Raw genomic sequence first — 20,931 nt, forward strand, 5'->3', positions numbered from 1 at the left:
GCCTTCGGGACGACATGCCGCGAGAGATATCAGCTGAGCGCCACGTTGACGGCCGATTCCGGCAGTTCCGCGTTGAAGCAGCGCTGGTAGAACTCGGCGACCAGGGGACGCTCGAGCTCGTCGCACTTGTTCAGGAAGGTCACGCGGAAGGCGAAACCGATATCGCCGAAGATATCGGCGTTCTCGGCCCATGTGATCACTGTGCGCGGGCTCATCACCGTCGACAGATCGCCATTGGCGAAGGCGTTGCGGGTGAGATCCGCGAGGCGAACCATCTTGTTGACGATGTCGCGGCCCTCCTGGGTGCGATAGTGCTTGGCCTTCGCCAGCACGATCTCCACTTCCTCGTCGTGGCTAAGGTAATTCAGCGTGGTGACGATCGACCAGCGGTCCATCTGGCCCTGGTTGATCTGCTGGGTGCCGTGATAGAGGCCCGAAGTGTCGCCGAGGCCGACCGTGTTGGCGGTCGCAAACAGGCGGAACGACGGGTGCGGCTTGATCACCTTGTTTTGGTCGAGCAGCGTCAGGCGGCCGGAGACTTCGAGCACGCGCTGGATCACGAACATCACGTCCGGGCGGCCGGCGTCGTATTCGTCGAACACCAGCGCGACGTTGTGCTGCAGCGCCCAGGGCAGGATGCCGTCGCGGAACTCGGTGACCTGCTTGCCGTCACGGACCACGATGGAGTCCTTACCGACGAGATCGATACGACTGATGTGGCTGTCGAGGTTGACGCGCACGCAGGGCCAGTTCAGGCGGGCGGCGACCTGCTCGATATGGGTGGATTTGCCGGTGCCGTGATAGCCGGTGACCATCACGCGGCGGTTGCGAGCGAAGCCGGCGAGAATGGCAAGCGTGGTGGCGCGGTCGAAACGGTAGTCGGAATCGACTTCAGGAACGTGAGGATCGACTTCGGAATAGGCCGGCACTTCGAGATCACTGTCGATCCCGAACACCTGGCGCACCGACACCTTCATGTCGGGCAAACCGGAAACTTCCTCAACTTTGGACATCGCGGCGGTCGTCATCAATCCTCCGAGGTCCCGGGCGATCCCGAGACCAGTTATTTGCACGTTGGCTGCGGCTGGGTGCGGCTGCGAACCTATCAGAGACAACGTGCCGGCAGAAGCCCGCCCCACAATCAAAGTTCCGTTGTCTTTTCATTTAGATAGGCAAGGAACGCGATTTTTGGAAGGCTGCAATGCAAATCTCGCCCAAATTTCGCGCCGGGCAGGCGCCCTGCCCAAGCGAATGGCACTTTCGTCGCCTCTGCTTACTTGTGTAAGGGTCTGAACCCGAATGCTCCAGCCCGCTACAGAGACCTCGTGACTTCTTTCCTTGATCCGCTGATATCCTTCGTCTCAGTCCACGCGTGGCTGGCCTATCTGACCCTGTTCCTGGCGGCGCTTCTCGAAGCTGTCCCGGTGGTGGGATCGGTCATCCCGGGCTCGACCATCATCCTGGCTCTGAGCGCCCTCATCCCGGGCGGCGAGTTGAAACTGCAATGGGTGCTGCTCGCGGCGGCCGTCGGCGCCGTGATCGGCGACGGTTCGGCCTACTGGATCGGGCACCGGCAGCAGCGCGGGATCCTCAACACCTGGCCGCTGACCAGATATCCGCGTGTGGTCGAGGAGAGCGAGACCTTCTTCCATCGCTTCGGCACCTGGGCGGTGTTCTTCGCCCGCTTCGTGCCGCCGATCCGCGCCTTCGTACCCATCACAGCCGGTGCGCTCGGGATGACGCCGGCGAAATTCTACGCGGTCAATATCCCGGCGATCCTGGTCTGGGCGCCCGCCCATGTGCTGCCGGGTGTACTGGCGGTGTCGGCCCTGCATGAATATGCCGGGCTGCCGCACCATGAGCATATCGGCAAGCACATCTGGATGTTCAGCGTGATCGGTGTTGCGATCGTGGTGGGATTGGCGATCTGGACCATCCGGAGAAGGCACGGTGGCGGCGTGGCGGCAGCGAAGGCGCGGGGGTAAGGCGCCCACATCCGTCGTCGTGGCGAAGACCAGGCTTCATTGCTCCCGGGAATGGTGTGGCGAAATTGGCAATCCCGAGCCTTCGCCAAACCACCCTGGGACTATGGGTCCTGAATGGGCGCTCGCTTTGCTCGCTGGTCCGGGACGACGGCCCCTGGATTTGTCGTCCGCCGCCCCGGCGCCGGTCCCACATACCTCGCCCGCGGCCTGATCAACTTGCCGAACTGCAATTGCTCGCTGGCATGGGCGATCCAGCCGACGCTGCGGGCCATGGCGAACAATGCGAGCTCGCTGCCTGCAGGCAGGCGCAGCGCGTGGACGAGCACAGCCAGCACATAGTCGATATTGACGAACTCGCCGGTCGCCTCCGCGATCCGCTCGGGCACCTCTTTGGTGAATTTGCGCGGCGCGCCGGCGCGGGCCAGCGCGTTCAGCAGCGATTGCGCGCGGGGATCGCCGCGCTTGTAGACGCCGTGGCCGAAGCCCGGAAAGCGCTCGCCGAGCGCCACGCGCTCGCGCACCATCGGCTCGACATCGCGGTCGACCAGCGTCTTGACGAGCTGCGAGGCCAGCACGCCGGCGCCGCCGTGCTTCGGGCCTTTCAGCGCAGCGAGACCGGCGATCACGGCATCGTAGAGATTGAGTCCGGTCGAGGCTGCGCAACGCGCGGTGAAGGTCGACGCGTTCAATTCGTGGTCGGCGAGCAGTACCAGCGCGCGGCGGATCAAATCAGGCGCGTGCTTGTTGTCGGGCGCCCAGGCGCGCGCGATCTGCTGATGCAGCGGATCGGATGACGGCTCGGAATTCAGCATCGTGGCAACAAGGAGCCGAACGATGCGCGCGCCGACCAGCGCGCGGCCATCGGGTGCGCGGGTGAAGGCACGGGAATCGGCGCCGGTCGCGAGCGCGAGCACGGCAATGGCGCGGTCGATCGGCGCGGCGCGGCGCGCGGCTTGCGCGATCGCGCGCATCTCGTCGGAGATCTTTGGCTGATTGTCAGGAGCGAAGGGATCGACGTCGGAGACATCCCATAGCAGCGTTGCGGTGTGCTCCAGCGTGTCGTTCTCGGCGAGATCGATGCAGTTCACACCGCGATAGATCGCGCCCTCCTCCGTGATGGTCGAGATCTCCGTGTCCATGACAGGCAGGTCCGCGTCGAAGCTGCGCAGGCCGCGCGGCTCCGGCGATGGCACCCGGCGCTCCTTCAGGGCGCGCACGTCCTCGGCGCGATAGCGGTTCTTGCGCGAGTCCGGCGTCGGCTCGGAGCGGATCAGGCCGCGGCTGACATAGGCGTAGAGGGTGGCCGGTGAGATCGCGAGCTCGGCGGCGGCTTCCCGGGCAGAGAGGTAGAGCTCTTCGGAAATATTCATATTGATTTATGTAATCAAGATTGATCAATCTGTCGAGAGGGCCGATTTTCTTCTGGTGCAGTGCAAAAAAGGAGATTTGGTCCATGAACATCCACCTCACCAAAAGCCAGATCGGTCTGGACGGCGTCCCCGCGGCCGAAACCGTGCTGAGCCACGTCGACGGCGAGCGCGGTGAGTTGATCATCGCCGGCGAGCATGTCGGCCGCCTCGCCGCCGTCTCGAGCTTCGAGGGCGTCACCGCCCGGCTCTGGAACGGCGCGAGCAAGACCACCCTCACCGAAGCCAATGTCCGGGCGAGCCTCGGCGCGGCGCGCGAGCGGGCATTCGCGCGGCTGGACGAATTGCTGCCGGCAACGCGCGGCATGGGCATCATCGACGGTTTTCGTGCGGCGGTCGCCGGCTTGCGCGCCGAGCACGGGCTCGAGCACGAGGCGACCATCGTCGGCGCCTTCCCGGTGATCGCGGGCGCGCTGGTCCGGCGCGCCAAGGGATTGGAGCCGATCGCGCCTGATCCGACCGTCAGCCACGCCGCCGACACGTTGCGCATGCTGCATGGACGCTCGCCCGCGGCTCGCGAGGTGACTGCGCTGGATGCTTATCTCGTCACCGCCAGCGACCACGGCATGAACGCCTCGACCTTCACCGCGCGCGTCGTGGCCTCAACGCAAGCCAATCTGTTCGCGGCCGTCACCGCCGGCTACTGCGCGCTGACCGGTCCGCTGCACGGCGGCGCACCGGAGCCGGTGCTGGAAATGCTGGATGCGATCGGCACGCGCGAGCGCATCCAGCCCTGGGTCGATGCCGCGCTGGCGCGCGGCGAGCGGATGATGGGTTTCGGTCACCGCGTCTATCGCGTGCGAGATCCGCGCGCGGATGTGCTGAAGACCGCGGTCGAGGCGCTCGCCTCCAACGGCACCGATCTGCCGTTTGCCGGCGAGGTCGAAGCCTATATCCGCGCAGCGCTGCGCAAGAAGAACCCGGAGCGGCCTCTGGAGACCAATGTGGAGTTCTTCACCGCGATCCTGCTCGATGCGCTGGCAATCCCGCGGCAGGCCTTCACGCCGATCTTCGCGGTGGCGCGCGCGGCAGGGTGGACCGCCCATGCACGCGAGCAGCAGCGGACGGGACGGTTGATCCGGCCGAGCTCGTCTTATGTGGGGGCAATGCCGGAGGCGTTTGTGGCGTGATGACGGATGGCTGAGACGCGATGGCGCTCAGCATTCCGAAATCGTAGATTCCATGGGGCGAAAGCCGGGACGACGCCAGAGAATGCCGGGAGGCTCAGGCCTCCCGCACCACCGTCTTGAGATAATTATACGCCTTGATGATCTCGATCAGGCGATCCTCGGTGGAGCGGTCGCCGCCATTGGCGTCGGGGTGGTGCTGCTTGACCAGGGCCTTGTACTTGGCCTTGACGTCGGCGAGCTTGGAATTCGGGCCGAGGCCCATGACCTGGAGCGCCTTGCGCTCGGCATTCATGACCTTGCGCGTTTCGGCCTTCGGCTCGGCCTCCGGCCCCTTGCGCCAGTTGGCGCGGCCGTTGATCTCGCTGAACATGCTGAACGGATCGGACGCCATATCGATCTCGGCTTCCGCGCCCTTCTTGCCGCCATTGGCGCCCATCTTCCAGGTCGGGCGATGGCCGGTCAGCGCATCCTTCTGATAGCGCGCGACGGCGTCGGCATTCATGCCGGAGAAGAAATTGTAGTTCTGATTGTACTCGCGGACGTGGTCCAAGCAGAAGTGCCAGTACTCGCGCTGGTTATCACGACCCTTCGGCGCGCGGTGCGCGCCCTTGTTCTGACACCCGGCCCACTCGCAACCGACCGCGGTGTCGCGCGGCTTCACTTCGGCCTGCTTGCCCCGCGGCTTCACGCGGATGGAGTCGAAGAACTTTGATGAATCGATCGGCATGGCTGACTTTGACTACGCAATGCAAAAACCTTCAAGTCTTGACATTGCAATTAGCTGCGAACCCGGCAAATAACGGAGTGCGTCTCTGCACCTGAATGGCACACACACATGGCTATGAGCGACATTATCAGCAACAAGTTGCAGGAAGCTTTCACGCCGGAAAGCCTGCAAGTCGTCGACGAGTCACATTTGCATGAGGGCCATGCCGGCCATCGGCCGAGTGGCGAGACGCACTTTCGCGTTTATATTGTGTCTGGAGCCTTCAAAGGGAAGAGCCGGGTCGACCGTCATCGCATGATAAATGCGGCGCTGGCTGCGGAACTTTCCGGCGGCGTGCATGCGCTGGCGATCCACGCGCAGGCGCCGGGGGAAGGCTAACCGCTGTCATGCCCCGCGAAAGCGGGGCATCCAGTACTCCGAGACGGCGCGGCTAGAATCGAGCTGCCGCGGCGTACTGGATCGCCCGCTTTCGCGGGCGATGACACCGACCATGCATCAGAACGACGTCCCCGCCCGTCTCGGCTTTGCCTCTTCCATCTCGGCCTCGCGCGGGACCGGTGAAATACGGAGCGCGGTGATGCGGTTGCGTTCGCGGCGGAGCACGCGGAAGCGGAAGCCGTGGAACGTAAAACTCTGGCCACGGTCGGGGATCGAGCGCGCCTCGTGAATGACGAGGCCTGCGACCGTGGTTGCCTCGCCATCCGGCAGGCGCCAGTCCATGGCACGGTTGAGGTCACGGATCGGCACCGATCCGTCGACCACGACGGAGCCGTCCGGCTGGGCGCGCACGCCGGCGACGACGACGTCGTGCTCGTCTGAGATGTCGCCGACGATCTCTTCCAGAATGTCTTCCAGCGTCACGAGACCTTCGACTTCGCCATATTCGTCGACGACGAGCGCGAAATGGGTCTTGCGGCGGCGGAATGCCTTGAGCTGCTCGGACACGGGGCGCATCTCCGGCACGAACCAGGGCGGCAGCGCGATGGTGGAGACGTCGATGCGCGAAGTGTCGCCGTCGGAGGCGCGGATCGCGCGCAGGAGATCCTTGGCGTGGAGCACGCCGATGATGTTTTCCGGCTTCTCGCGCCAGAGCGGGATGCGGGTGTATTCGGTCGCCAGCACCTCACGCACCAGCTCCTCCGGCGGCAGATCGGCGTTGATCATCATCATCTCGGTGCGATGGATCATGACGTCGGAGACCTGGAGCTCGCGCAAATCCAGCAGGCCGCCGAGCATGTCGCGGTCCTGCTTCTCGACCTTGCCCTCGTGATGCAACAGGTCGACCGCACCGCGCAGGCGCTCGGTCGGCGACAGGATCGCCTGATGCTCGCCGGCGAGGCCGAAGCCGCGCATCAACATGCGCACGATGATTTCGACGACCCGCAGCAACGGACCCAGCACATACATCGTCAGCCGCATCGGGCGCGCGACCGCGAGCGCCATGCGGTCCGGCGCATTGATGGCGATGGTCTTGGGCAGCACTTCGGCGAAGATCACGACCAGCGCCGTCATCACGCCGGTGGCATAGAGCACGCCGACATCGCCGAACCAGGCGGTGAAGATGGAGGTCGCAAGCGCCGAGGCGGTGATATTGGCGATGTTGTTGCCGAGCAGCAGCGCGCCGATCAGGCGCTCGCGCATGTCGAGCAGCCGCGAGACCACGTCGGCGTCGCGATTGCCCTGCTTGGAGAGCCGCAGCATGCTGGCGCGCGAGGCGCCGGTCAGCGCGGTCTCGCTCGCGGCAAAGAAGCCCGAGACCAGCAGGCAGATGATGACGATGGTGAAGCCGAGCCAATCCATGAGACTCTCAAAGCTCTTCTTTTGACGCGTTTTCTTGACGCGAACCCGTATCCACTTCGCTCGAAAACGCTTTGATCGTTCCGCCGCGCATCAAGCCTTTTGCGCGAGCTTGTCCTTCAGGAAGTCGCGCACCGGGGTCGGCTCGACGTCCTTGGCAATGACGGCGCGCCCGACGGCCTGCAGCAGGATGAAGGTGAGCCTGCCGCGCTTGACCTTCTTGTCCTGCGCCATCAGCGCCATCAGCGCGTCGGCATCGGCGAGCCCCTCCTGCGCAAAGCCGGCGATGTCCTGCAAGCGCGTCGGCAAGCCGGCTTCGATCAGGTGGCGTTCGACGCGGGCCGCATCAGCCTCGCCGATCATGCCGAGCCTGGCCGAGAACTGCGCCGCCAGCGTCATGCCGATCGCAACGCCCTCGCCGTGGAACAGGCGGTCGGAAAAACCCGTCGCGGCCTCCAGCGCGTGGCCGAAAGTGTGACCGAGATTGAGCAGCGCGCGCTCGCCGGTCTCGCGCTCGTCACGCGAAACGACGCCGGCCTTGGCGCGGCAGGAGGTCGCGATCGCATGCTCGCGCGCGGAGCCGCCCTTGAAGATGTCAGCGTGATTCTTCTCCAGCCAGGTGAAGAAGGCCTCGTCGCCAAGAACGCCGTATTTTGCGACCTCGGCATAGCCGGCGCGGAATTGCCGCGGCGACAGCGTGTCGAGCACGGCCGTGTCGGCGATGACAAGCACCGGCTGGTGGAAGGCGCCGAGCAAATTCTTGCCCTGCGGCGAGTTGATGCCGGTCTTGCCGCCGACGGAGGAATCGACCTGCGCCAGCAGCGAGGTCGGCACCTGCACGAAATCGACGCCACGGCGCAGGATCGCAGCGGCAAAGCCGGCGAGATCGCCGACGACGCCGCCGCCGAGCGCGATGACGAGATCGTTGCGCTCGATCTTGGCGGCGATCAGGGCTTCGCTGACTTTTTCCAGGCCGGCATAGGTCTTGGAGATCTCGCCTTCCTCGACGATGACGTGCGAGGTCGGAATGCCGGCGGCGGCGAGCGAGGCTTCCGTGGGCTCGAGCCAGTATTTTGCGACAGTGCGGTCGGTGACGATGGCCGTGCGCACACCGGGACGCAAAGCCGCGACCCGCTCACCGAGCGAAGACAGCACGCCGCGGCCGATGACGATGTCATAGGCGCGATCGCCGAGCGCGACGTCGACATTGACGGGATCGGAATGTTTCAAAGGCGCGGTCATCGAACGGCACTCGCGATATCGGCTGATGGTGGACCACAGAGATACGCGTGCAGCGTCTCGATGCATTCCTCGACGATCTTGTCATGCGGCACCTCACGCGAGGCGATGGTGAGGTCGGCCTTGCCGTAAACAGGCTCGCGCTCGGTGAGCAGGCGCGTCACGGTGCCTTCGGGATCGGGGGTCTGCAGCAGCGGACGGTCCGCGCGGCGGCGCACCCGCCGCATGATGACGTCATGGTCCGCCCTGAGCCAGATCGAGATCGCCTTCGCCGCGATGCGGCTCCGCGTCTCCTCGCGCATGAAGGCGCCGCCGCCGGTCGCCAGCACCAGCGGCCCGCCCTCCAGCAGGCGCGCGATCACCCGCGCTTCGCCGTCGCGGAAATGCTGCTCGCCGTGGCGCTCGAAAATCTCCGGTATGGTCATGCCGGCCGCCGCCTCGATCTCGGTATCCGCATCGACAAAAGTGAGCTTGAGCCGCGCCGCCAGGCGGCGACCGATGGTCGATTTGCCGACGCCCATCATGCCGACCAGCACGATCGAACGCCCGCCCAGTGCCGACAGGATGTCGGCCTCAGGGCTCGCTTGTACTGGCAACTCGGCGTCGGACATTATTGGCTCGATTGGATCTCGCTCAAACTGCCGCCAAAGGCGGGCATCCCGGCCACCTATACGACCCCCTCGGGGCCCTCGCCAGAGGACTCTTGCTATGACCCGGCGAACATGTTGGATGATTTCATTGGTTAATTTGCCCGTTCAAGACCCGTATCGAGACCTTGCCCGATGCCCAGCCTGTTCCGCTTCCTGACGGTCGTCGCCGTGATCGCCGGCATCGTCTATGGCGTGGTGTTCGCGCTGGCCAACTTCGTCAATCCGAAGCCGCGGGAAATGACGGTGACGATCCCGCCGGATAAGTTTCTCAAGAAATAGGAGCTAGCCTGAAGGGCATGCGCAAATCCTCCGCCAAGCCCTCCAACGTCAAGCCCTCCGACGCCAAGCTCACCGGCCTGTTCCTCGACATGCTCGCGGCGGAACAGGGTGCCGGGCCCAACACGCTCGATGCTTACAGGCGCGACCTCACCGATTTTTCCGAGTTTCTGACCCGAGCTGGCCACAGCTTTGTGGACGCCGAGACGCAGACGTTGCGCGATTATCTCGGCGACCTCGATGCGCGCGGCTTCAAATCCTCCAGCGTCGCGCGGCGGCTGTCGGCGATGCGGCACCTGTTCCGCTTCCTGCTGAACGAGCGCATCCGAACCGAAGATCCCGCGGCGATCCTGTCTGGCCCCAAGCGCGGCCGCGGCCTGCCGAAGGTGCTGTCGATCTCGGATGTCGACCGCATGCTCCGCCGCGCCAAGGAGATGAGCGAGGCGGCGGACGCTTCGCCCTCGCAGCGGCTGCGGGCGTTGCGGCTCTATTGTCTGCTCGAGGTGCTCTACGCCACGGGCCTGCGCGTCTCCGAGCTGGTGTCGCTGCCACGCACGGCGGCCAAGCGCGACGCCCGCATGATCGTGGTGCGCGGCAAGGGCGACAAGGAACGGTTGGTGCCGCTCAACGAGGCCTCGCGGCAGGCGATGGCGGATTATCTCGGTGCGACGGAAGCCTCCAAGGGCGAGAAGAAGGGCAGCCTCGCCGCTACGAAATGGCTGTTTCCCTCCTTCGGCGAGAGCGGGCATCTGACGCGGCAGCATTTCGCCCGCGACCTCAAGGAGCTCGCGGTCGCTTCGGGACTGCAAGCACGGCTGGTCTCTCCGCACGTGCTGCGGCACGCGTTCGCGAGCCACCTGCTGCACAACGGCGCCGACTTGCGCATCGTGCAGACCCTGCTTGGCCATACCGACATCTCGACCACCCAGATCTACACCCACGTGGTCGAGGAACGGCTGAAGAGCCTGGTGCGCGACCTGCATCCGCTGGCGGAGAAGTAGCCGCCACCGCTCCGCGGCGGGCTAATCCGCCTTGACTTCGGCCACATCTCCGCAGAAAGAGCCGTGGCCTTATCCTTGATTTGGCGCGCTCCCGAGAGCGCACAGGTCAACCCCTTGAAGAAGCTAAACTTCTTTTCCTGAAGCCAGCCTCGCTTCGCCTCGTCGTCCCGTCCCCCTATATTGAAACGATGCCAGACCAGATGCGCAGCTATCTCGACTTCGAAAAGCCCGTCGCCGAGCTCGACTCCAAGGTCGATGAGCTCAGGACGCTCGCTGCCTCCGGCACCGACATCGCCGAGGAGATCGGCCGGATCGAGGACAAGGCCGCGCAGGCGCTGGCCGACCTCTATCAAAACCTGACGCCCTGGCAGAAGACGCTGGTGGCGCGGCATCCGCAGCGGCCGCATTTCAACGACTTCATCAAGGGCCTGATCACCGAATTCACCCCGCTCGCCGGCGACCGCAAGTTCGGCGAGGACGAGGCACTGGTCGCGGGCTTCGGCCGCTTCCGCGGCGAAGCCATCTGCGTGATGGGCCAGGAAAAGGGCGATTCCACCGAGAGCCGCATCAAGCACAATTTCGGCATGGCGCGCCCCGAGGGCTATCGAAAATGCGTGCGGCTGATGGAGATGGCCGAGCGGTTCGGCCTGCCGGTGCTGTCGCTGGCCGATTCCGCCGGCGCCTATCCCGGCATCGGCGCCGAAGAGCGCGGCCAGGCTGAAGCGATCGCACGCTCGACCGATGCCTGCATGGCGCTGACAGTGCCGAACGTTGCCATCATCACCGGCGAAGGCATGTCGGGCGGCGCCATCGCCATCACCACCGCCAACAAGGTCTTGATGCTTGAGCACGCGATCTACAGCGTGATCTCGCCGGAAGCCGCCTCCTCGATCCTCTGGCGCGACGGCTCCAAGGCGCAGGAAGCCGCCAACAACATGAAGATCACCGCCCAGGACATGCTGCGCTTCGGGGTGATCGACAGCATCCTGAAGGAGCCGGTCGGCGGCGCCCATCGCGACCCCGCCGCCATGATCGCCACCACCGGAGACGCCATCGCCAAGGCCTTCGACGAGCTCCGCGGCATGGACGGCGAGGCCATCCGCAAGCAGCGCCGGCAGAAATTCCTCGATATCGGCCGGAAACTGGGCTGATTCATCGTCATTCCGGGGCGATGCGCAGCATCGAACCCGGAATGACGGTTTGGTGGCCCGGTAACCCCGCATTAACCCTTTTTTTGCCCAAATCGGCGATCTCAGTACCGGTTCGACTGCAAAGTCCAAGTTCCGGCCCAGTTTAAGTCTCTGTTGACCACGCCGCCGCGCCAACGGGCTCGTGATCCCCGGTCGGGTTGCGACCTCAAGGGGCGGAGGTTAGAATTTTAATCAATGGCTTCAGGGCATAAGCGCTGGGGTTTGGTCTGAAAAAGTCCGGCTGTCCGGTCAGGCCAAGCTCCACAAATCGGGGTTCGCGCTTCCGCCCGGCACGTTGTGGGGTCCATCTTGAATTCTCGTTCGCTTGCTCGCGCGCTCTTGGCTTCGGTTGCGCTTGCCGCCAGTATCGTGCTCGCCGGCTGCGATACCGATCAGGTGTCGCTGGCGACCAACGCCAAGGCCAATCAGCCGGTCTCGCCCAAGCTCATCGCCGCGATGGGCGAGAAAGATATGGATCTGAATTCGCCGATCCTGATCCGCCTGTTCAAGCAGGAAGCCGAGCTCGAGATCTGGAAGCAGACCCGGTCAGGCCAGTTCGCGCTGCTCAAGACCTATCCGATCTGCCGCTGGTCGGGCGATCTCGGACCGAAGGTGCGGGAAGGCGACCGCCAGGCGCCGGAAGGATTCTACTCGATCAATCCAAGCCAGATGAATCCGCAGTCGGCCTATTACCTCTCGTTCAACACCGGCTTCCCCAACGCGTTCGACCGCGCCTTGGGGCGCACCGGCTCGCAGTTGATGGTGCATGGCGATTGTTCGTCACGCGGCTGCTACGCCATGACGGACGAGCAGATCGCTGAGATCTATTCGCTCGGCCGCGAATCTTTCTTCGGCGGCCAGAAGGCGTTCCAGTTCCAGGCCTATCCTTTCAGGATGACGCCGGTGAACATGGCCAAGCACCGCAACAATCCGAACATGGCCTTCTGGAAGATGATCAAGGAAGGCTATGATCATTTCGAGGTGACGCGGCAGGAGCCGAAGGTCGACTTCTGCGAGAAGAAGTACGTGTTCGACGCGGCCAAGGCGCCCGACGCCAAGCGCGATCCCGTGTTTGATGCCTCCGCCAAGTGCCCGGCCTATGTGATCCCCGAAGATATCGCCAGCGCCGTGCGCGAGAAGGAGCAGCGCGACGAGGCCGAGTACAACAAGCTCGTCGCCAAGGGCACGCCGGTGGCGCGCATGAACACCGGCATCGACGGCGGCATGAACAAGGTCTTCGCAGCCAAGATTCCGGAAGGCTCGACCGGCCTGTCGGAAGGCGCCGAAGGCAATACGCTGCAGATGCTGGCGATGTCGAAGGCGCCGGGCACAATCCCCGGCACCGTCAACCCGCCGAAGCCGAACCTCGAGCCGGCCGCCTCCGCGCCGCAGGAAGAGCCGGTCGTCGCCGTCAGCGCGCCCGCGACCAACACACGCGTCGCCTCGGTTCAGCCTGCCGAAAAATCCGGCGGCTTCTTCTCCAATATCGGCCGCAAGATGGGCTTCAGCACCGCCGACACCACGGCGACCACGCCGCCGCCGCAAGCGACCGCCTCCGTGACCCCGGCCCCCGCAGCGCCGAGCACGGCCTCCAAGCTGAAGGCCGCGGTGACTCATCTCGTCCATCGCGATACCCCAAAGGATAAGCCGGCCGTTGCCGCCAAGCCCGCCGAGCCGACAAAGCCCGCGGAGACCAAGGTCGCCGCAACGCGGCCCGCGCTGAAGCCGTCGGTGAACGATGGTGCGGGCGACAGCGGCCAGATGGCCGGCGCTGCACCCGTGGTGTCGTCCAACTCGTTCGACAGCCGCTTTGGCGCGTTGAAATAAGGGCGGCTTCGCTCTCGAAACGAACTCCGCCGTCATCGCCCGCGAAAGCGGGCGATCCAGTATTCCAGAGACAGCAGTTTTTGAACCGATAAGCCGCGGCGTACTGAGTTCTGGGCGAGAGCGGCGCGCCTCGCCCAACCCTACGGCGCCAGATACCGCATCAATTCCGGATTGCCCCGCACCTCGCCCGCTGCGCCTTGCAGCGCGACTCTTCCGCGATCCAGCACGTAGGCGTAGTCGGCGACGCGCAGCGCGAGGTCGAGATGCTGCTCGACGATGATGACGGCGATGCTCTTGGCGAGCTCGATCAGGCGCTCGGTGATCTCCTCGATCACGCCGATCCAGACGCCCTCGGTCGGCTCGTCCAGCAGCAGCAGCTTTGGATCCCCTAACATGGCGCGGCCGATGGCGAGCATCTTGCGCTCGCCGCCGGAGAGCGTGCCGGCGGGTTGGTCGAGGCGCTGGCCGAGCTTCGGAAAGATCGCCAGCACGCGGTCGACCGCGCTGACATCCTTGTTGAAGAGCGAACCGACCGCGAGATTGTCGCGCACCGACAGGCGCGCGAACACCGAGTGCTCCTGCGGCACGTAGCCGATGCCGGCGCGGACGCGCTCTTCGGGGCGGCGGCGGCTGATGTCGCGGCCGTCGAAGCCGACCTCGCCCTTCCACGCCGGCAGCTCGCCGACGATGGTCTTCATCAGCGTGGTCTTGCCCGCGCCGTTGCGACCGAGCACGGCGACGCCGCCGCGCCAGGGAATGCCGAGGTTGACGTCGAACAGGACCTGGCTGCGGCCATAGCCGGCGTCGAGATGCTTGATGTCCAAAAATTCAGGCACGGCGCAGATAAATCTCCTGGACGGATGTGTTGGCCTGGATCTCCGGCACGGTGCCTGAAGCCAGCACCTTGCCCTGGTCGAGCACGGTCAACCGATCACAGATGTCGCGGATGAAATCGAGGTCGTGCTCGACGATGACGAGCGAGCAATGCTGTTTGATCGGCTGCAGCAATTCGCCGGTGACGCGGCGCTCCTCCAGGCTCATGCCGCCGGTCGGCTCGTCGAGCAGCAGAAGTTTCGGCTTGCCCGCGAGCGCCATCGCAATCTCGAGCCATTGCTGCTGGCCGTGCGACAGCGCGGCCGCCGCGTCGAAGGCGCGGTCGGCAAGGCGGAATTGCGTCAGCATGGTCATGACCTGATCATGCAGCGCGCCGCGCGTGCGCGAGAACACGAGATCGAGCAGCGAGGACTGCGCCTGCAGCGCGAGCAGGATGTTGTCGTACAGCGTCAGCGACGGCAGGACTGAGGTGATCTGGAATTTCAGGCTCATGCCGGCGCGTGCACGCTCGGTCGGCGTGAACGCGGTGATGTCGGTGTTGACGAAGCTCACCTTGCCCTGCGTCGGGACTTCCGCGCCGGCGATGCACTTCATCAACGTGCTCTTGCCGGAGCCGTTCGGGCCGATCAGGCCATGAAACTCGTTCTCGCCGACGGTGAGCGCGGCGCCGTCGAGCGCAGTGAGCTTGCCGAAGATCTTTGAGATGCCCGCGGCTTCAAGGAGCGGCATTTCGCTTCTCCTTCCGCTTGGCACTGAAGCTGCCGACCCGCTCGCGCTCGCCCAGCACAAAGCTGATCAGCCCGAGCGGCCGGAACAGGATCACCAGCAGCAGCAACACGCCGAGAATGATCGGCCAGATATCGCGGTAGTTGTCCGACAGCCAGAAGCTGACACCCTCGACGATGACGGTGCCGATGACGGCGCCGATCAGCGTGCCGGAGCCGCCGAACAGCACGTAAAGAACGACCTGCGTCGAGACGACGACACCGACCATATTGGGCCAGACAAAGCCTTCGTGGAAGGCATAGAGGCTGCCGGCAAGTCCGGCGATGGCACCGCCGATCGCGAAGATGATTGCCTTGAGGTGCTGCGCCTTGTAGCCGAAGAAAGCGATGCGCTGCTCGTTCTCGCGCAAGCCCGCGAGTGCGAGGCCAAACTGCGAGCGCACCAGGAAACGGCAGAGCAGATAGACGACGATCAGGATGCCGAGAACGAGGTAATAGAACGCCGGGCCTTCCGAGAATTCGTAGCCGCCGAGCGTCATCGATGAAATCGAGGGAATGCCGTTCTGGCCGCCGAGATAATACCAGCCGCGCGCGAGCCGGTCGGCGGCGTAGGAGCCCGTGAGAGTGCCGAGTGACACGAAGATCACGCTGGAGGGATGCCGGCCCAGCAGCAGAAAGCCGCCGAGCAGCAGCGCGAAGGTGAGGCCGATCAGCGTGCCTGCCGGCAGCACCAGGAAGATGTTGGTGATGTCGAGGTCGCGCGCGAGCAGCGCGACGCCATACCCAGCCGAACCGAAGAACAGGGCCTGGCCGAAGCTCATGATGCCGGCATAGCCCCAGACCAGGTCAAACGACAGCGCGAACAGCGCCAGGATGACCACGCGCGTCGCGAACACCGTGAGGTAATCCTGCAGCACCAGCGGCGCGAGCAGCGCGGCGACGAGCACCACGCCCTCCACGACCGGCAGGACTTTTCGACCGGCGACAGCCTGGGCGATCGCTACGCGTTCAGTCATTGCGACGTCCGTCTCCCCGCCGAGCTCGGCGGGGATCGCCTGTTTCACTGCGCTCATCGACTTCGACATACGAGCTTAGCATTCCTTGGGATCGACGAGACCATCGCTGCGTCCAACGATCTCGTAATTCCCGCCCTTGGCGACCGCGGTGTACATCTTCATCTTGCAGTGCCGCTTGCCCGGCACCATCTCGGCCGGCCCGCCCGGACCTTCGGCAATCTTGGCGTGATCGAGCGCGGCGGCGACCGATTCGCGGTCGATCTTGCCGGCCTCCTTCACCGCAGCTTCCCACAGCTTCAGGCCGCGATAGGTGCCGGTCGCCGCGCTGCCGGCGGCGAACAGGAAGTTGCCCGGGAAATCCTTCTCGTAGGCCGCCTGGATCTTGGCGTCGAACGGGTTCTCCTTGGTCAGCACCTTGAAATAGTCGAGGCAGCTCGCAAGGCCCTCGATCTCGTTGGCCTGATTGATGTTGAGCGTGTTCTCGTCATAGTAGACGCAGGCAAGACGACCGCCATTCTTGAGGAAGCCCGCTTCATAGAGCTGCTTGAAGAACGGGCCGACACCCGGCGGGATGACGGTGTTGAAGACGACGTCGACCTTGTTGGAGATGATGCGGTTGACGGTCGAGGAGAAGTCGATCTGGTCGAGCGGATAGTATTCCTCGAACACGACCTCGCCGCCGTTGGATTCGATCACCTTGCGAGCATAGACGTTGAGCGTGTGCGGCCAGACATAGTTGGCGCTCGGCAGCGCGAACTTCTTGCCGCCGTTCTTGATCAGCCAGGGAATGAACTCGTCGCATTGCTGCGCCGGCGTCGGGCCGGTGCAGAATAGAAAGGGCGTGCACTCCTTGCCTTCGTAGAGCTGCGGGTAGATGTAGAGCGTCTTGCCGCGCGCCACGATGGGGTCCTTGATCGCATTGCGCATCGACGAGGTGATGCCGCCCAGCACCATGTCGACCTTGTCGCGCTGGATCAGTTTCCGCACGTTGCCGACCGCGACCGATTCATTCGACGCGGTGTCCTCGATGTAGAGCTCGAGCGGACGGCCGAGCAGGCCGCCCGCGGTGTTGATGTCCTTGATCACCATCTTGGCGACGTTGGCGTCGGCATTGCCGGCGTAGGCGATCGGGCCGGTGAGGTCGGTCGCGATGCCGACCTTGATGGGAGCTTCGGCCGCATTGGCCCAGGGCGCCGGGATCACCCAGCTGCCGACGCCGGTCGCGACGGCACCGGAGGCGAAGGCAAAATTGGACAAGAAGCGGCGACGCGAGAGTTGACGATCGAACATATGACTAAACCCCTTTTCCAGCGATGAGGCCCTGCGGGCGGAATTTGATGAAGGCAATGGCGAGAACGAAGACGAGGACATCGGCGACCACGGGCGCCATGATCCACGGCAGCGCGGCGCTAAGCGTGCCGATGACGCCGGCACCGGCGACCGGGCCAATGAAGGACCCGACACCGCCGACCATGACGGCGACAAAGCCCTGAATCAGGAAGCGGATGCCGAGATCGGCGGAGAGGCTGAACACCGGCACGATCAGCGCGCCGGCAAGGCCGGCGAGCGCCGACCCAAAGGCGAAGGTGGCGCCGTACATCAGCGGCGTGGAGATGCCTGACGCACGCGCCAGCGACGGATTCTCCAGCGTGGCCCGCATGCGCAGGCCGAAGCTGGTGCGCGACAGCAGCAGATAGCAGCCGACCATCACCAGGAGCGTGATGACGATGATGGTGAAGCGCCACGCCGAGATGTGCATGGTGCCGATGTCGATCGAGCCGCCGATCGGCTCGGGCACCGTGAGATAGAAGCCGCCGATCAGCCCGCGCACGGATTCGCGGATGATCAGTCCGAGCGCGTAGGTGCCGAGCATCGCCACGATCGGCGCGGCATAGAAGCGGCGGATGATCAGCGCCTCCAGCACGAAGCCGAGCGCGCCGACCAGGAAGGGCGCGGCAACCATGCCGGCCCAGATCGGCAGGCCCTTGGCATAGGCGAGATAGGTGATGTAGGCCCCGAGCAGGACGAACTCGCCCTGCGCGAAGTTGAAGATGCCCATCATGCTGGCGATGATCCCGAGCCCCAGCACGATCAGGACGATGATCGCGCCAAAGCTCAGGATTTCGAACGCCGCGACGAACGCGTTAGCCATAGGATGCGATCCACCCCGCCTGCACCAGCGCGCCCCTCACATCTTCTTCCAGTCGCCGACCTGCTCGAAGGCATGCGCGGCGCGGTAGATGGTGGATTCCTCGAACATGCGGCCGACCAGCATCAGGCCGACCGGCAATCCGTCGACCATGCCGCAGGGCAGCGACATTGCGGGATGGTGGGTGATGTCGAACGGCGCGGTGTTGGAGATCATCTCCAGCGCGCGGGCGACGTAGTCCTCACGGCTGGCATTGGGCTCCGGCAGCTTGGTCGCCTTCATCGGCGTGGTCGGCATCAGCAGCAGGTCATAATCACCGAGCGCCTTGTCGTAGGCCGCGGTCAGCCGCCGCGAGATATTGAGCGCCTTGCCGTAGAAGCGTGGGCCGAAATTATTGTTGATGTATGTACCGAGCATCATGAACAGCTTGGTGGTCTCGGACAGCGAATCGGCCTGGCGGCGCCAGCCGCGATGGAAATCCATCAGCGAGGTCGAATAGAGATCGCCGCGGCTGAGCCCGTAACCATCGCCGAACATCATGGTCTGCGTCAGACCTTCGGTGCCGATGGGCGTCCAGATTGCGCCACCCAGGAGATGCATCGGGATCGACACCGTCTCCACGCTGGCGCCAAGATCCTTGAAGCGTTTCGCCGCCTCGCGAACACTTTCATTCACCACGGCCTCTGCGCCCGGCTGCTCGAAGCCTTCCTTGACGATACCGATCTTCATGCCCTTGACGCCCTGGCCGAGCGCTTTGGTGTACTCCTCGACCTTCGGTGCCTTGATGCGCGGATCGTAGCCGTCGTCGCCGGCGAGCACTTCGAGCAGCAGCGCATTGTCGGCGACCGTCGCGGTCATCGGGCCGGTGTGATCGACATAGATCTCGATCGGCATGATCCCGGTGTAGGGCACGAGGCCCCAGGTCGGCTTCATGCCGTAGATGCCGCAGAACGAGGACGGCATGCGGATCGAGCCACCCTGATCGCCGCCGATCGCCATGTTGACCTCGCCGAGCGCAACCACGACGCCCGAGCCCGACGACGAGCCGCCGGCCGAGTAGCCCATCTTGTGCGGATTATGCACCGGGCCGTAGGAGCCGGTGTGGCTGCCGCCGGACAGGCAGAAGTGCTCGCAATGCGTTTTGCCGACGATCTCGGCGCCGGCATCCAGCATGCGCGTGACAATGGTGGCGTCGAAATCGGGCATATAGCCTTCCAGGGTCGACGAGCCATTGGTCATGGGCACGCCGGCCAGCATGATGTTGTCCTTCAAGGCCACCGTCTTGCCCTTGAGCTTGCCGCTGGCCGCACCCTTCACCGTCGATTTGCGATACCAGGCATTGCGAGGGTTCTCCTCTGCCGAGGGCCGGTAGCCCGGCGTGCGCGGGTATTTCACCTCGGGCACCTCGTCGGGCATCGCGGCGACGAGATTGTAGGCCTCGATCGAGCCCTGCATCAGACCGCGGAACGAGGCGACGTCGTCGTCGGTCAGTGAAAGGCCGCACTGCTCGGCGACGCTGCGAAGCTGGGCTGGCGTGGGAAGGACAACTGTCACGGCGCTCTCCTGAAGTTTCTTGAAACGAAGATGGGCGTGGCCGCCCCGGCGCGACGCACCATCGGCCCCGCGGAAACATTCAAAACGGAAATATTTTCCTTTTCAAGTATTATTTTGCGCTCAGGCGCCCTGCGAATTGTCGCGCGCCGGTCAGATCGGCTTGATCAGCTTGAAATCGAGACCATCGGCCTCGGCGAGATGCATCGGCATCCGCGCGCGCCCGTCGCGAACGGTGACCGTTCCGCGCGCGCCGCTGTAGACGATGTTGCGGCCGGCTTTGAGCATCGGGCCCATCGCCAATGAGCCCGCCTTGTTGGCGACCGCTTCGAGAAAGCGCATGCCTTCGTAACCGGACTGACCGACCGAGCCGATCGGCGGCGCGTTCGGGCCGAACATCGCGCGATAGCGGCCCTGGAAGTCGTCATTGGCGCGCGCGCCGGTGCCGGTGAAATAGCCGGAGGCGCAGAACATGTTCTCGCTGTTGTCGGCGCCGATGCCGAGCAGCACGGTATCGTCCATGGCGCCGGCGAGCCGCAGCGTGGTGGCCCCCAGGCCGCATTCGCCGAAGGCACGGTTGAAGGCGCTGCTGTCGGTGCCGATCAGCGAGATCAGCACCACGTCCGGCCGCGCGGCGCGGATGCGCGCCAGATGCGGCTCGTGATTGTCCTCGCCGAGCGGGACGAACTCCTCGCCGACGACGTGGCCGCCGGTTTCCTTGATGTAGTTCTTCACCGCGCGGTGCGACTGCCAGGGCCAGACGTAATCGCTGCCGATCAGGTACCAGCGCTTCGCCTTCTTGACGTCAGCGAGCCAGTGGATCGACGGCCGGCTCTGCCAGCGCGGCGTCTCGCCGATCGCCATCACGCCCGGCGTGCGCTCGCCGCCTTCGTAGACCGGTGTGTAGATATAGGGGATGCGATGCCTTGTGGTGATATCGCGCAAGGCGACGCGGACCGCACTGGTGTGCAGGCCGACGATGAGATCGAGCTCGTCGAAGGCGATCGCCTGCTCGGCGCGGTTCAGCACCTCGTCCAGCGGACCGCCGGCATCGTAGACGGAAAACTCGATCTCGCGACCGAGGATGCCGCCGCGCTTGTTGATCTCGGCAACGGCGAGCTGCGCGGAATTGGTCGCGCAGGGACCCCAGACGCCCGGGGATCCCGTGCAGCAGATGAAGCCGCCGACACGCAGCCTGTTGGTGCCGCGCCGCTTGAAGAGGGCGTGATCGCGCGGCGACAGCGCGCCATCAGCCGCCGATGACGACAGATTCCTGAACAGCAAAGACGGCGGCAACGCCGGACCGCCGTGAGCCGGGAAGTTTACCGTCGCGCGCACGCCAACTCCTGTCTGGCACCAGACCTGAAAGCACATTGAGCAGGCGGCCGCGGCTTCCGCCCTTTTGTT

General features: G+C 64.7%; 20 protein-coding genes. 7 read left to right on the top strand and 13 right to left on the bottom strand.

The window, feature by feature from the left end; all coding sequences use genetic code 11:
• Positions 1 to 29: 29 nt before the first annotated feature.
• Positions 30 to 1,028, bottom strand: coding sequence for a cobaltochelatase subunit CobS (gene cobS, locus L6637_RS24480; protein WP_028175820.1), 999 nt, complete (start codon positions 1,026 to 1,028; stop codon positions 30 to 32).
• 297 nt (positions 1,029 to 1,325) lie between these two features.
• Here cobS and L6637_RS24485 point away from each other — a divergent pair, with 297 nt between their 5' ends.
• Positions 1,326 to 1,985 (top strand): DedA family protein, encoded by a 660-nt coding sequence (locus L6637_RS24485; protein WP_237860092.1) that lies wholly within the window; start codon positions 1,326 to 1,328, stop codon positions 1,983 to 1,985.
• A gap of 101 nt (positions 1,986 to 2,086) precedes the next feature.
• Here the strand turns inward: L6637_RS24485 and L6637_RS24490 are convergent, their stop codons facing one another.
• Complete coding sequence (locus L6637_RS24490; RefSeq protein ID WP_237872216.1) at positions 2,087 to 3,355, bottom strand: citrate synthase family protein; 1,269 nt, start codon at positions 3,353 to 3,355, stop codon at positions 2,087 to 2,089.
• A gap of 83 nt (positions 3,356 to 3,438) precedes the next feature.
• On the opposite strand from L6637_RS24490, the gene L6637_RS24495 reads away from it, so the two are divergent.
• Positions 3,439 to 4,542 carry a citrate synthase/methylcitrate synthase gene (locus tag L6637_RS24495; protein ID WP_237860097.1) on the top strand — a complete coding sequence of 368 codons (1,104 nt, stop codon included), beginning with the start codon at positions 3,439 to 3,441 and terminating at the stop codon, positions 4,540 to 4,542.
• Between the two features lie 94 nt (positions 4,543 to 4,636).
• Here L6637_RS24495 and L6637_RS24500 read toward each other — a convergent pair whose 3' ends face one another.
• The gene (locus L6637_RS24500; protein WP_237860100.1) at positions 4,637 to 5,269 is read right to left on the bottom strand and encodes a J domain-containing protein; all 633 of its coding nucleotides are present in this window, start codon (positions 5,267 to 5,269) and stop codon (positions 4,637 to 4,639) included.
• A 108-nt stretch (positions 5,270 to 5,377) separates the two neighbouring features.
• Between L6637_RS24500 and L6637_RS24505 the strand changes: the two genes are divergently transcribed.
• On the top strand, positions 5,378 to 5,647 hold the full coding sequence (locus L6637_RS24505) for a BolA family protein (protein WP_237860103.1): 270 nt from the start codon (positions 5,378 to 5,380) through the stop codon (positions 5,645 to 5,647).
• A gap of 117 nt (positions 5,648 to 5,764) precedes the next feature.
• Here L6637_RS24505 and L6637_RS24510 read toward each other — a convergent pair whose 3' ends face one another.
• The 3 genes from L6637_RS24510 to L6637_RS24520 all read right to left on the bottom strand — a co-directional run bounded on the left by L6637_RS24510 (position 5,765) and on the right by L6637_RS24520 (position 8,916).
• Entirely contained in the window at positions 5,765 to 7,069 is a 1,305-nt protein-coding gene (locus L6637_RS24510; RefSeq protein ID WP_237860106.1) for an HlyC/CorC family transporter, read from the bottom strand.
• 90 nt (positions 7,070 to 7,159) lie between these two features.
• Positions 7,160 to 8,308, bottom strand: coding sequence for a 3-dehydroquinate synthase (gene aroB, locus L6637_RS24515; RefSeq protein ID WP_237872218.1), 1,149 nt, complete (start codon positions 8,306 to 8,308; stop codon positions 7,160 to 7,162).
• Positions 8,305 to 8,916 carry a shikimate kinase gene (locus L6637_RS24520; RefSeq protein ID WP_237860112.1) on the bottom strand — a complete coding sequence of 204 codons (612 nt, stop codon included), beginning with the start codon at positions 8,914 to 8,916 and terminating at the stop codon, positions 8,305 to 8,307. The genes aroB and L6637_RS24520 overlap by 4 nt, the downstream gene beginning before the upstream one ends.
• A 171-nt stretch (positions 8,917 to 9,087) precedes the next feature.
• Here L6637_RS24520 and L6637_RS24525 point away from each other — a divergent pair, with 171 nt between their 5' ends.
• From L6637_RS24525 to L6637_RS24540, 4 genes are all read left to right on the top strand, one after another.
• Entirely contained in the window at positions 9,088 to 9,234 is a 147-nt protein-coding gene (locus L6637_RS24525; RefSeq protein WP_035669499.1) for a hypothetical protein, read from the top strand.
• Positions 9,235 to 9,251: 17 nt separating this feature from the next.
• On the top strand, positions 9,252 to 10,232 hold the full coding sequence (xerD, locus tag L6637_RS24530; protein ID WP_237872220.1) for a site-specific tyrosine recombinase XerD: 981 nt from the start codon (positions 9,252 to 9,254) through the stop codon (positions 10,230 to 10,232).
• 188 nt (positions 10,233 to 10,420) lie between these two features.
• Complete coding sequence (locus L6637_RS24535; protein ID WP_128949359.1) at positions 10,421 to 11,383, top strand: acetyl-CoA carboxylase carboxyltransferase subunit alpha; 963 nt, start codon at positions 10,421 to 10,423, stop codon at positions 11,381 to 11,383.
• 348 nt (positions 11,384 to 11,731) lie between these two features.
• The gene (locus tag L6637_RS24540) at positions 11,732 to 13,249 is read left to right on the top strand and encodes a L,D-transpeptidase family protein (RefSeq protein WP_237872222.1); all 1,518 of its coding nucleotides are present in this window, start codon (positions 11,732 to 11,734) and stop codon (positions 13,247 to 13,249) included.
• A gap of 140 nt (positions 13,250 to 13,389) precedes the next feature.
• Here L6637_RS24540 and L6637_RS24545 read toward each other — a convergent pair whose 3' ends face one another.
• The 7 genes from L6637_RS24545 to L6637_RS24575 form a co-directional block, all read right to left on the bottom strand.
• Complete coding sequence (locus L6637_RS24545; RefSeq protein WP_237872225.1) at positions 13,390 to 14,085, bottom strand: ABC transporter ATP-binding protein; 696 nt, start codon at positions 14,083 to 14,085, stop codon at positions 13,390 to 13,392.
• Complete coding sequence (locus tag L6637_RS24550) at positions 14,078 to 14,812, bottom strand: ABC transporter ATP-binding protein (protein WP_237872227.1); 735 nt, start codon at positions 14,810 to 14,812, stop codon at positions 14,078 to 14,080. Before L6637_RS24550 ends, L6637_RS24545 begins: the two co-directional genes overlap by 8 nt.
• The gene (locus tag L6637_RS24555; protein WP_237872229.1) at positions 14,799 to 15,893 is read right to left on the bottom strand and encodes a branched-chain amino acid ABC transporter permease; all 1,095 of its coding nucleotides are present in this window, start codon (positions 15,891 to 15,893) and stop codon (positions 14,799 to 14,801) included. Before L6637_RS24555 ends, L6637_RS24550 begins: the two co-directional genes overlap by 14 nt.
• 6 nt (positions 15,894 to 15,899) lie before the next feature.
• The gene (locus L6637_RS24560) at positions 15,900 to 17,114 is read right to left on the bottom strand and encodes a substrate-binding protein (protein ID WP_237860121.1); all 1,215 of its coding nucleotides are present in this window, start codon (positions 17,112 to 17,114) and stop codon (positions 15,900 to 15,902) included.
• Between the two features lie 4 nt (positions 17,115 to 17,118).
• Complete coding sequence (locus L6637_RS24565) at positions 17,119 to 17,976, bottom strand: branched-chain amino acid ABC transporter permease (RefSeq protein ID WP_237872231.1); 858 nt, start codon at positions 17,974 to 17,976, stop codon at positions 17,119 to 17,121.
• A gap of 36 nt (positions 17,977 to 18,012) precedes the next feature.
• The gene (locus L6637_RS24570) at positions 18,013 to 19,527 is read right to left on the bottom strand and encodes an amidase (protein ID WP_237872233.1); all 1,515 of its coding nucleotides are present in this window, start codon (positions 19,525 to 19,527) and stop codon (positions 18,013 to 18,015) included.
• A gap of 150 nt (positions 19,528 to 19,677) precedes the next feature.
• A complete protein-coding gene (locus tag L6637_RS24575; protein ID WP_237860128.1) occupies positions 19,678 to 20,862 on the bottom strand; it encodes a substrate-binding domain-containing protein in 1,185 nt (394 codons plus the stop codon).
• Positions 20,863 to 20,931: the final 69 nt, after the last annotated feature.

This window comes from Bradyrhizobium zhengyangense, assembly GCF_022012435.1.
In the GTDB taxonomy this organism is placed as follows: Bacteria; Pseudomonadota; Alphaproteobacteria; order Rhizobiales; family Xanthobacteraceae; genus Bradyrhizobium; species Bradyrhizobium zhengyangense.

Bases quoted from the DNA above. Each gene is read 5' to 3' on its own strand.
- cobS (WP_028175820.1), bottom strand. From the start codon at position 1,028: ATGACGACCGCCGCGATGTCCAAAGTTGAGGAAGTTTCCGGTTTGCCC.
- L6637_RS24490 (WP_237872216.1), bottom strand. From the start codon at position 3,355: ATGAATATTTCCGAAGAGCTCTACCTCTCTGCCCGGGAAGCCGCCGCC.
- L6637_RS24495 (WP_237860097.1), top strand. From the start codon at position 3,439: ATGAACATCCACCTCACCAAAAGCCAGATCGGTCTGGACGGCGTCCCC.
- L6637_RS24500 (WP_237860100.1), bottom strand. From the start codon at position 5,269: ATGCCGATCGATTCATCAAAGTTCTTCGACTCCATCCGCGTGAAGCCG.
- L6637_RS24505 (WP_237860103.1), top strand. From the start codon at position 5,378: ATGGCTATGAGCGACATTATCAGCAACAAGTTGCAGGAAGCTTTCACG.
- L6637_RS24510 (WP_237860106.1), bottom strand. From the start codon at position 7,069: ATGGATTGGCTCGGCTTCACCATCGTCATCATCTGCCTGCTGGTCTCG.
- aroB (WP_237872218.1), bottom strand. From the start codon at position 8,308: ATGACCGCGCCTTTGAAACATTCCGATCCCGTCAATGTCGACGTCGCG.
- L6637_RS24520 (WP_237860112.1), bottom strand. From the start codon at position 8,916: ATGTCCGACGCCGAGTTGCCAGTACAAGCGAGCCCTGAGGCCGACATC.
- L6637_RS24525 (WP_035669499.1), top strand. From the start codon at position 9,088: ATGCCCAGCCTGTTCCGCTTCCTGACGGTCGTCGCCGTGATCGCCGGC.
- xerD (WP_237872220.1), top strand. From the start codon at position 9,252: ATGCGCAAATCCTCCGCCAAGCCCTCCAACGTCAAGCCCTCCGACGCC.
- L6637_RS24535 (WP_128949359.1), top strand. From the start codon at position 10,421: ATGCCAGACCAGATGCGCAGCTATCTCGACTTCGAAAAGCCCGTCGCC.
- L6637_RS24550 (WP_237872227.1), bottom strand. From the start codon at position 14,812: ATGCCGCTCCTTGAAGCCGCGGGCATCTCAAAGATCTTCGGCAAGCTC.
- L6637_RS24555 (WP_237872229.1), bottom strand. From the start codon at position 15,893: ATGTCGAAGTCGATGAGCGCAGTGAAACAGGCGATCCCCGCCGAGCTC.
- L6637_RS24560 (WP_237860121.1), bottom strand. From the start codon at position 17,114: ATGTTCGATCGTCAACTCTCGCGTCGCCGCTTCTTGTCCAATTTTGCC.
- L6637_RS24565 (WP_237872231.1), bottom strand. From the start codon at position 17,976: ATGGCTAACGCGTTCGTCGCGGCGTTCGAAATCCTGAGCTTTGGCGCG.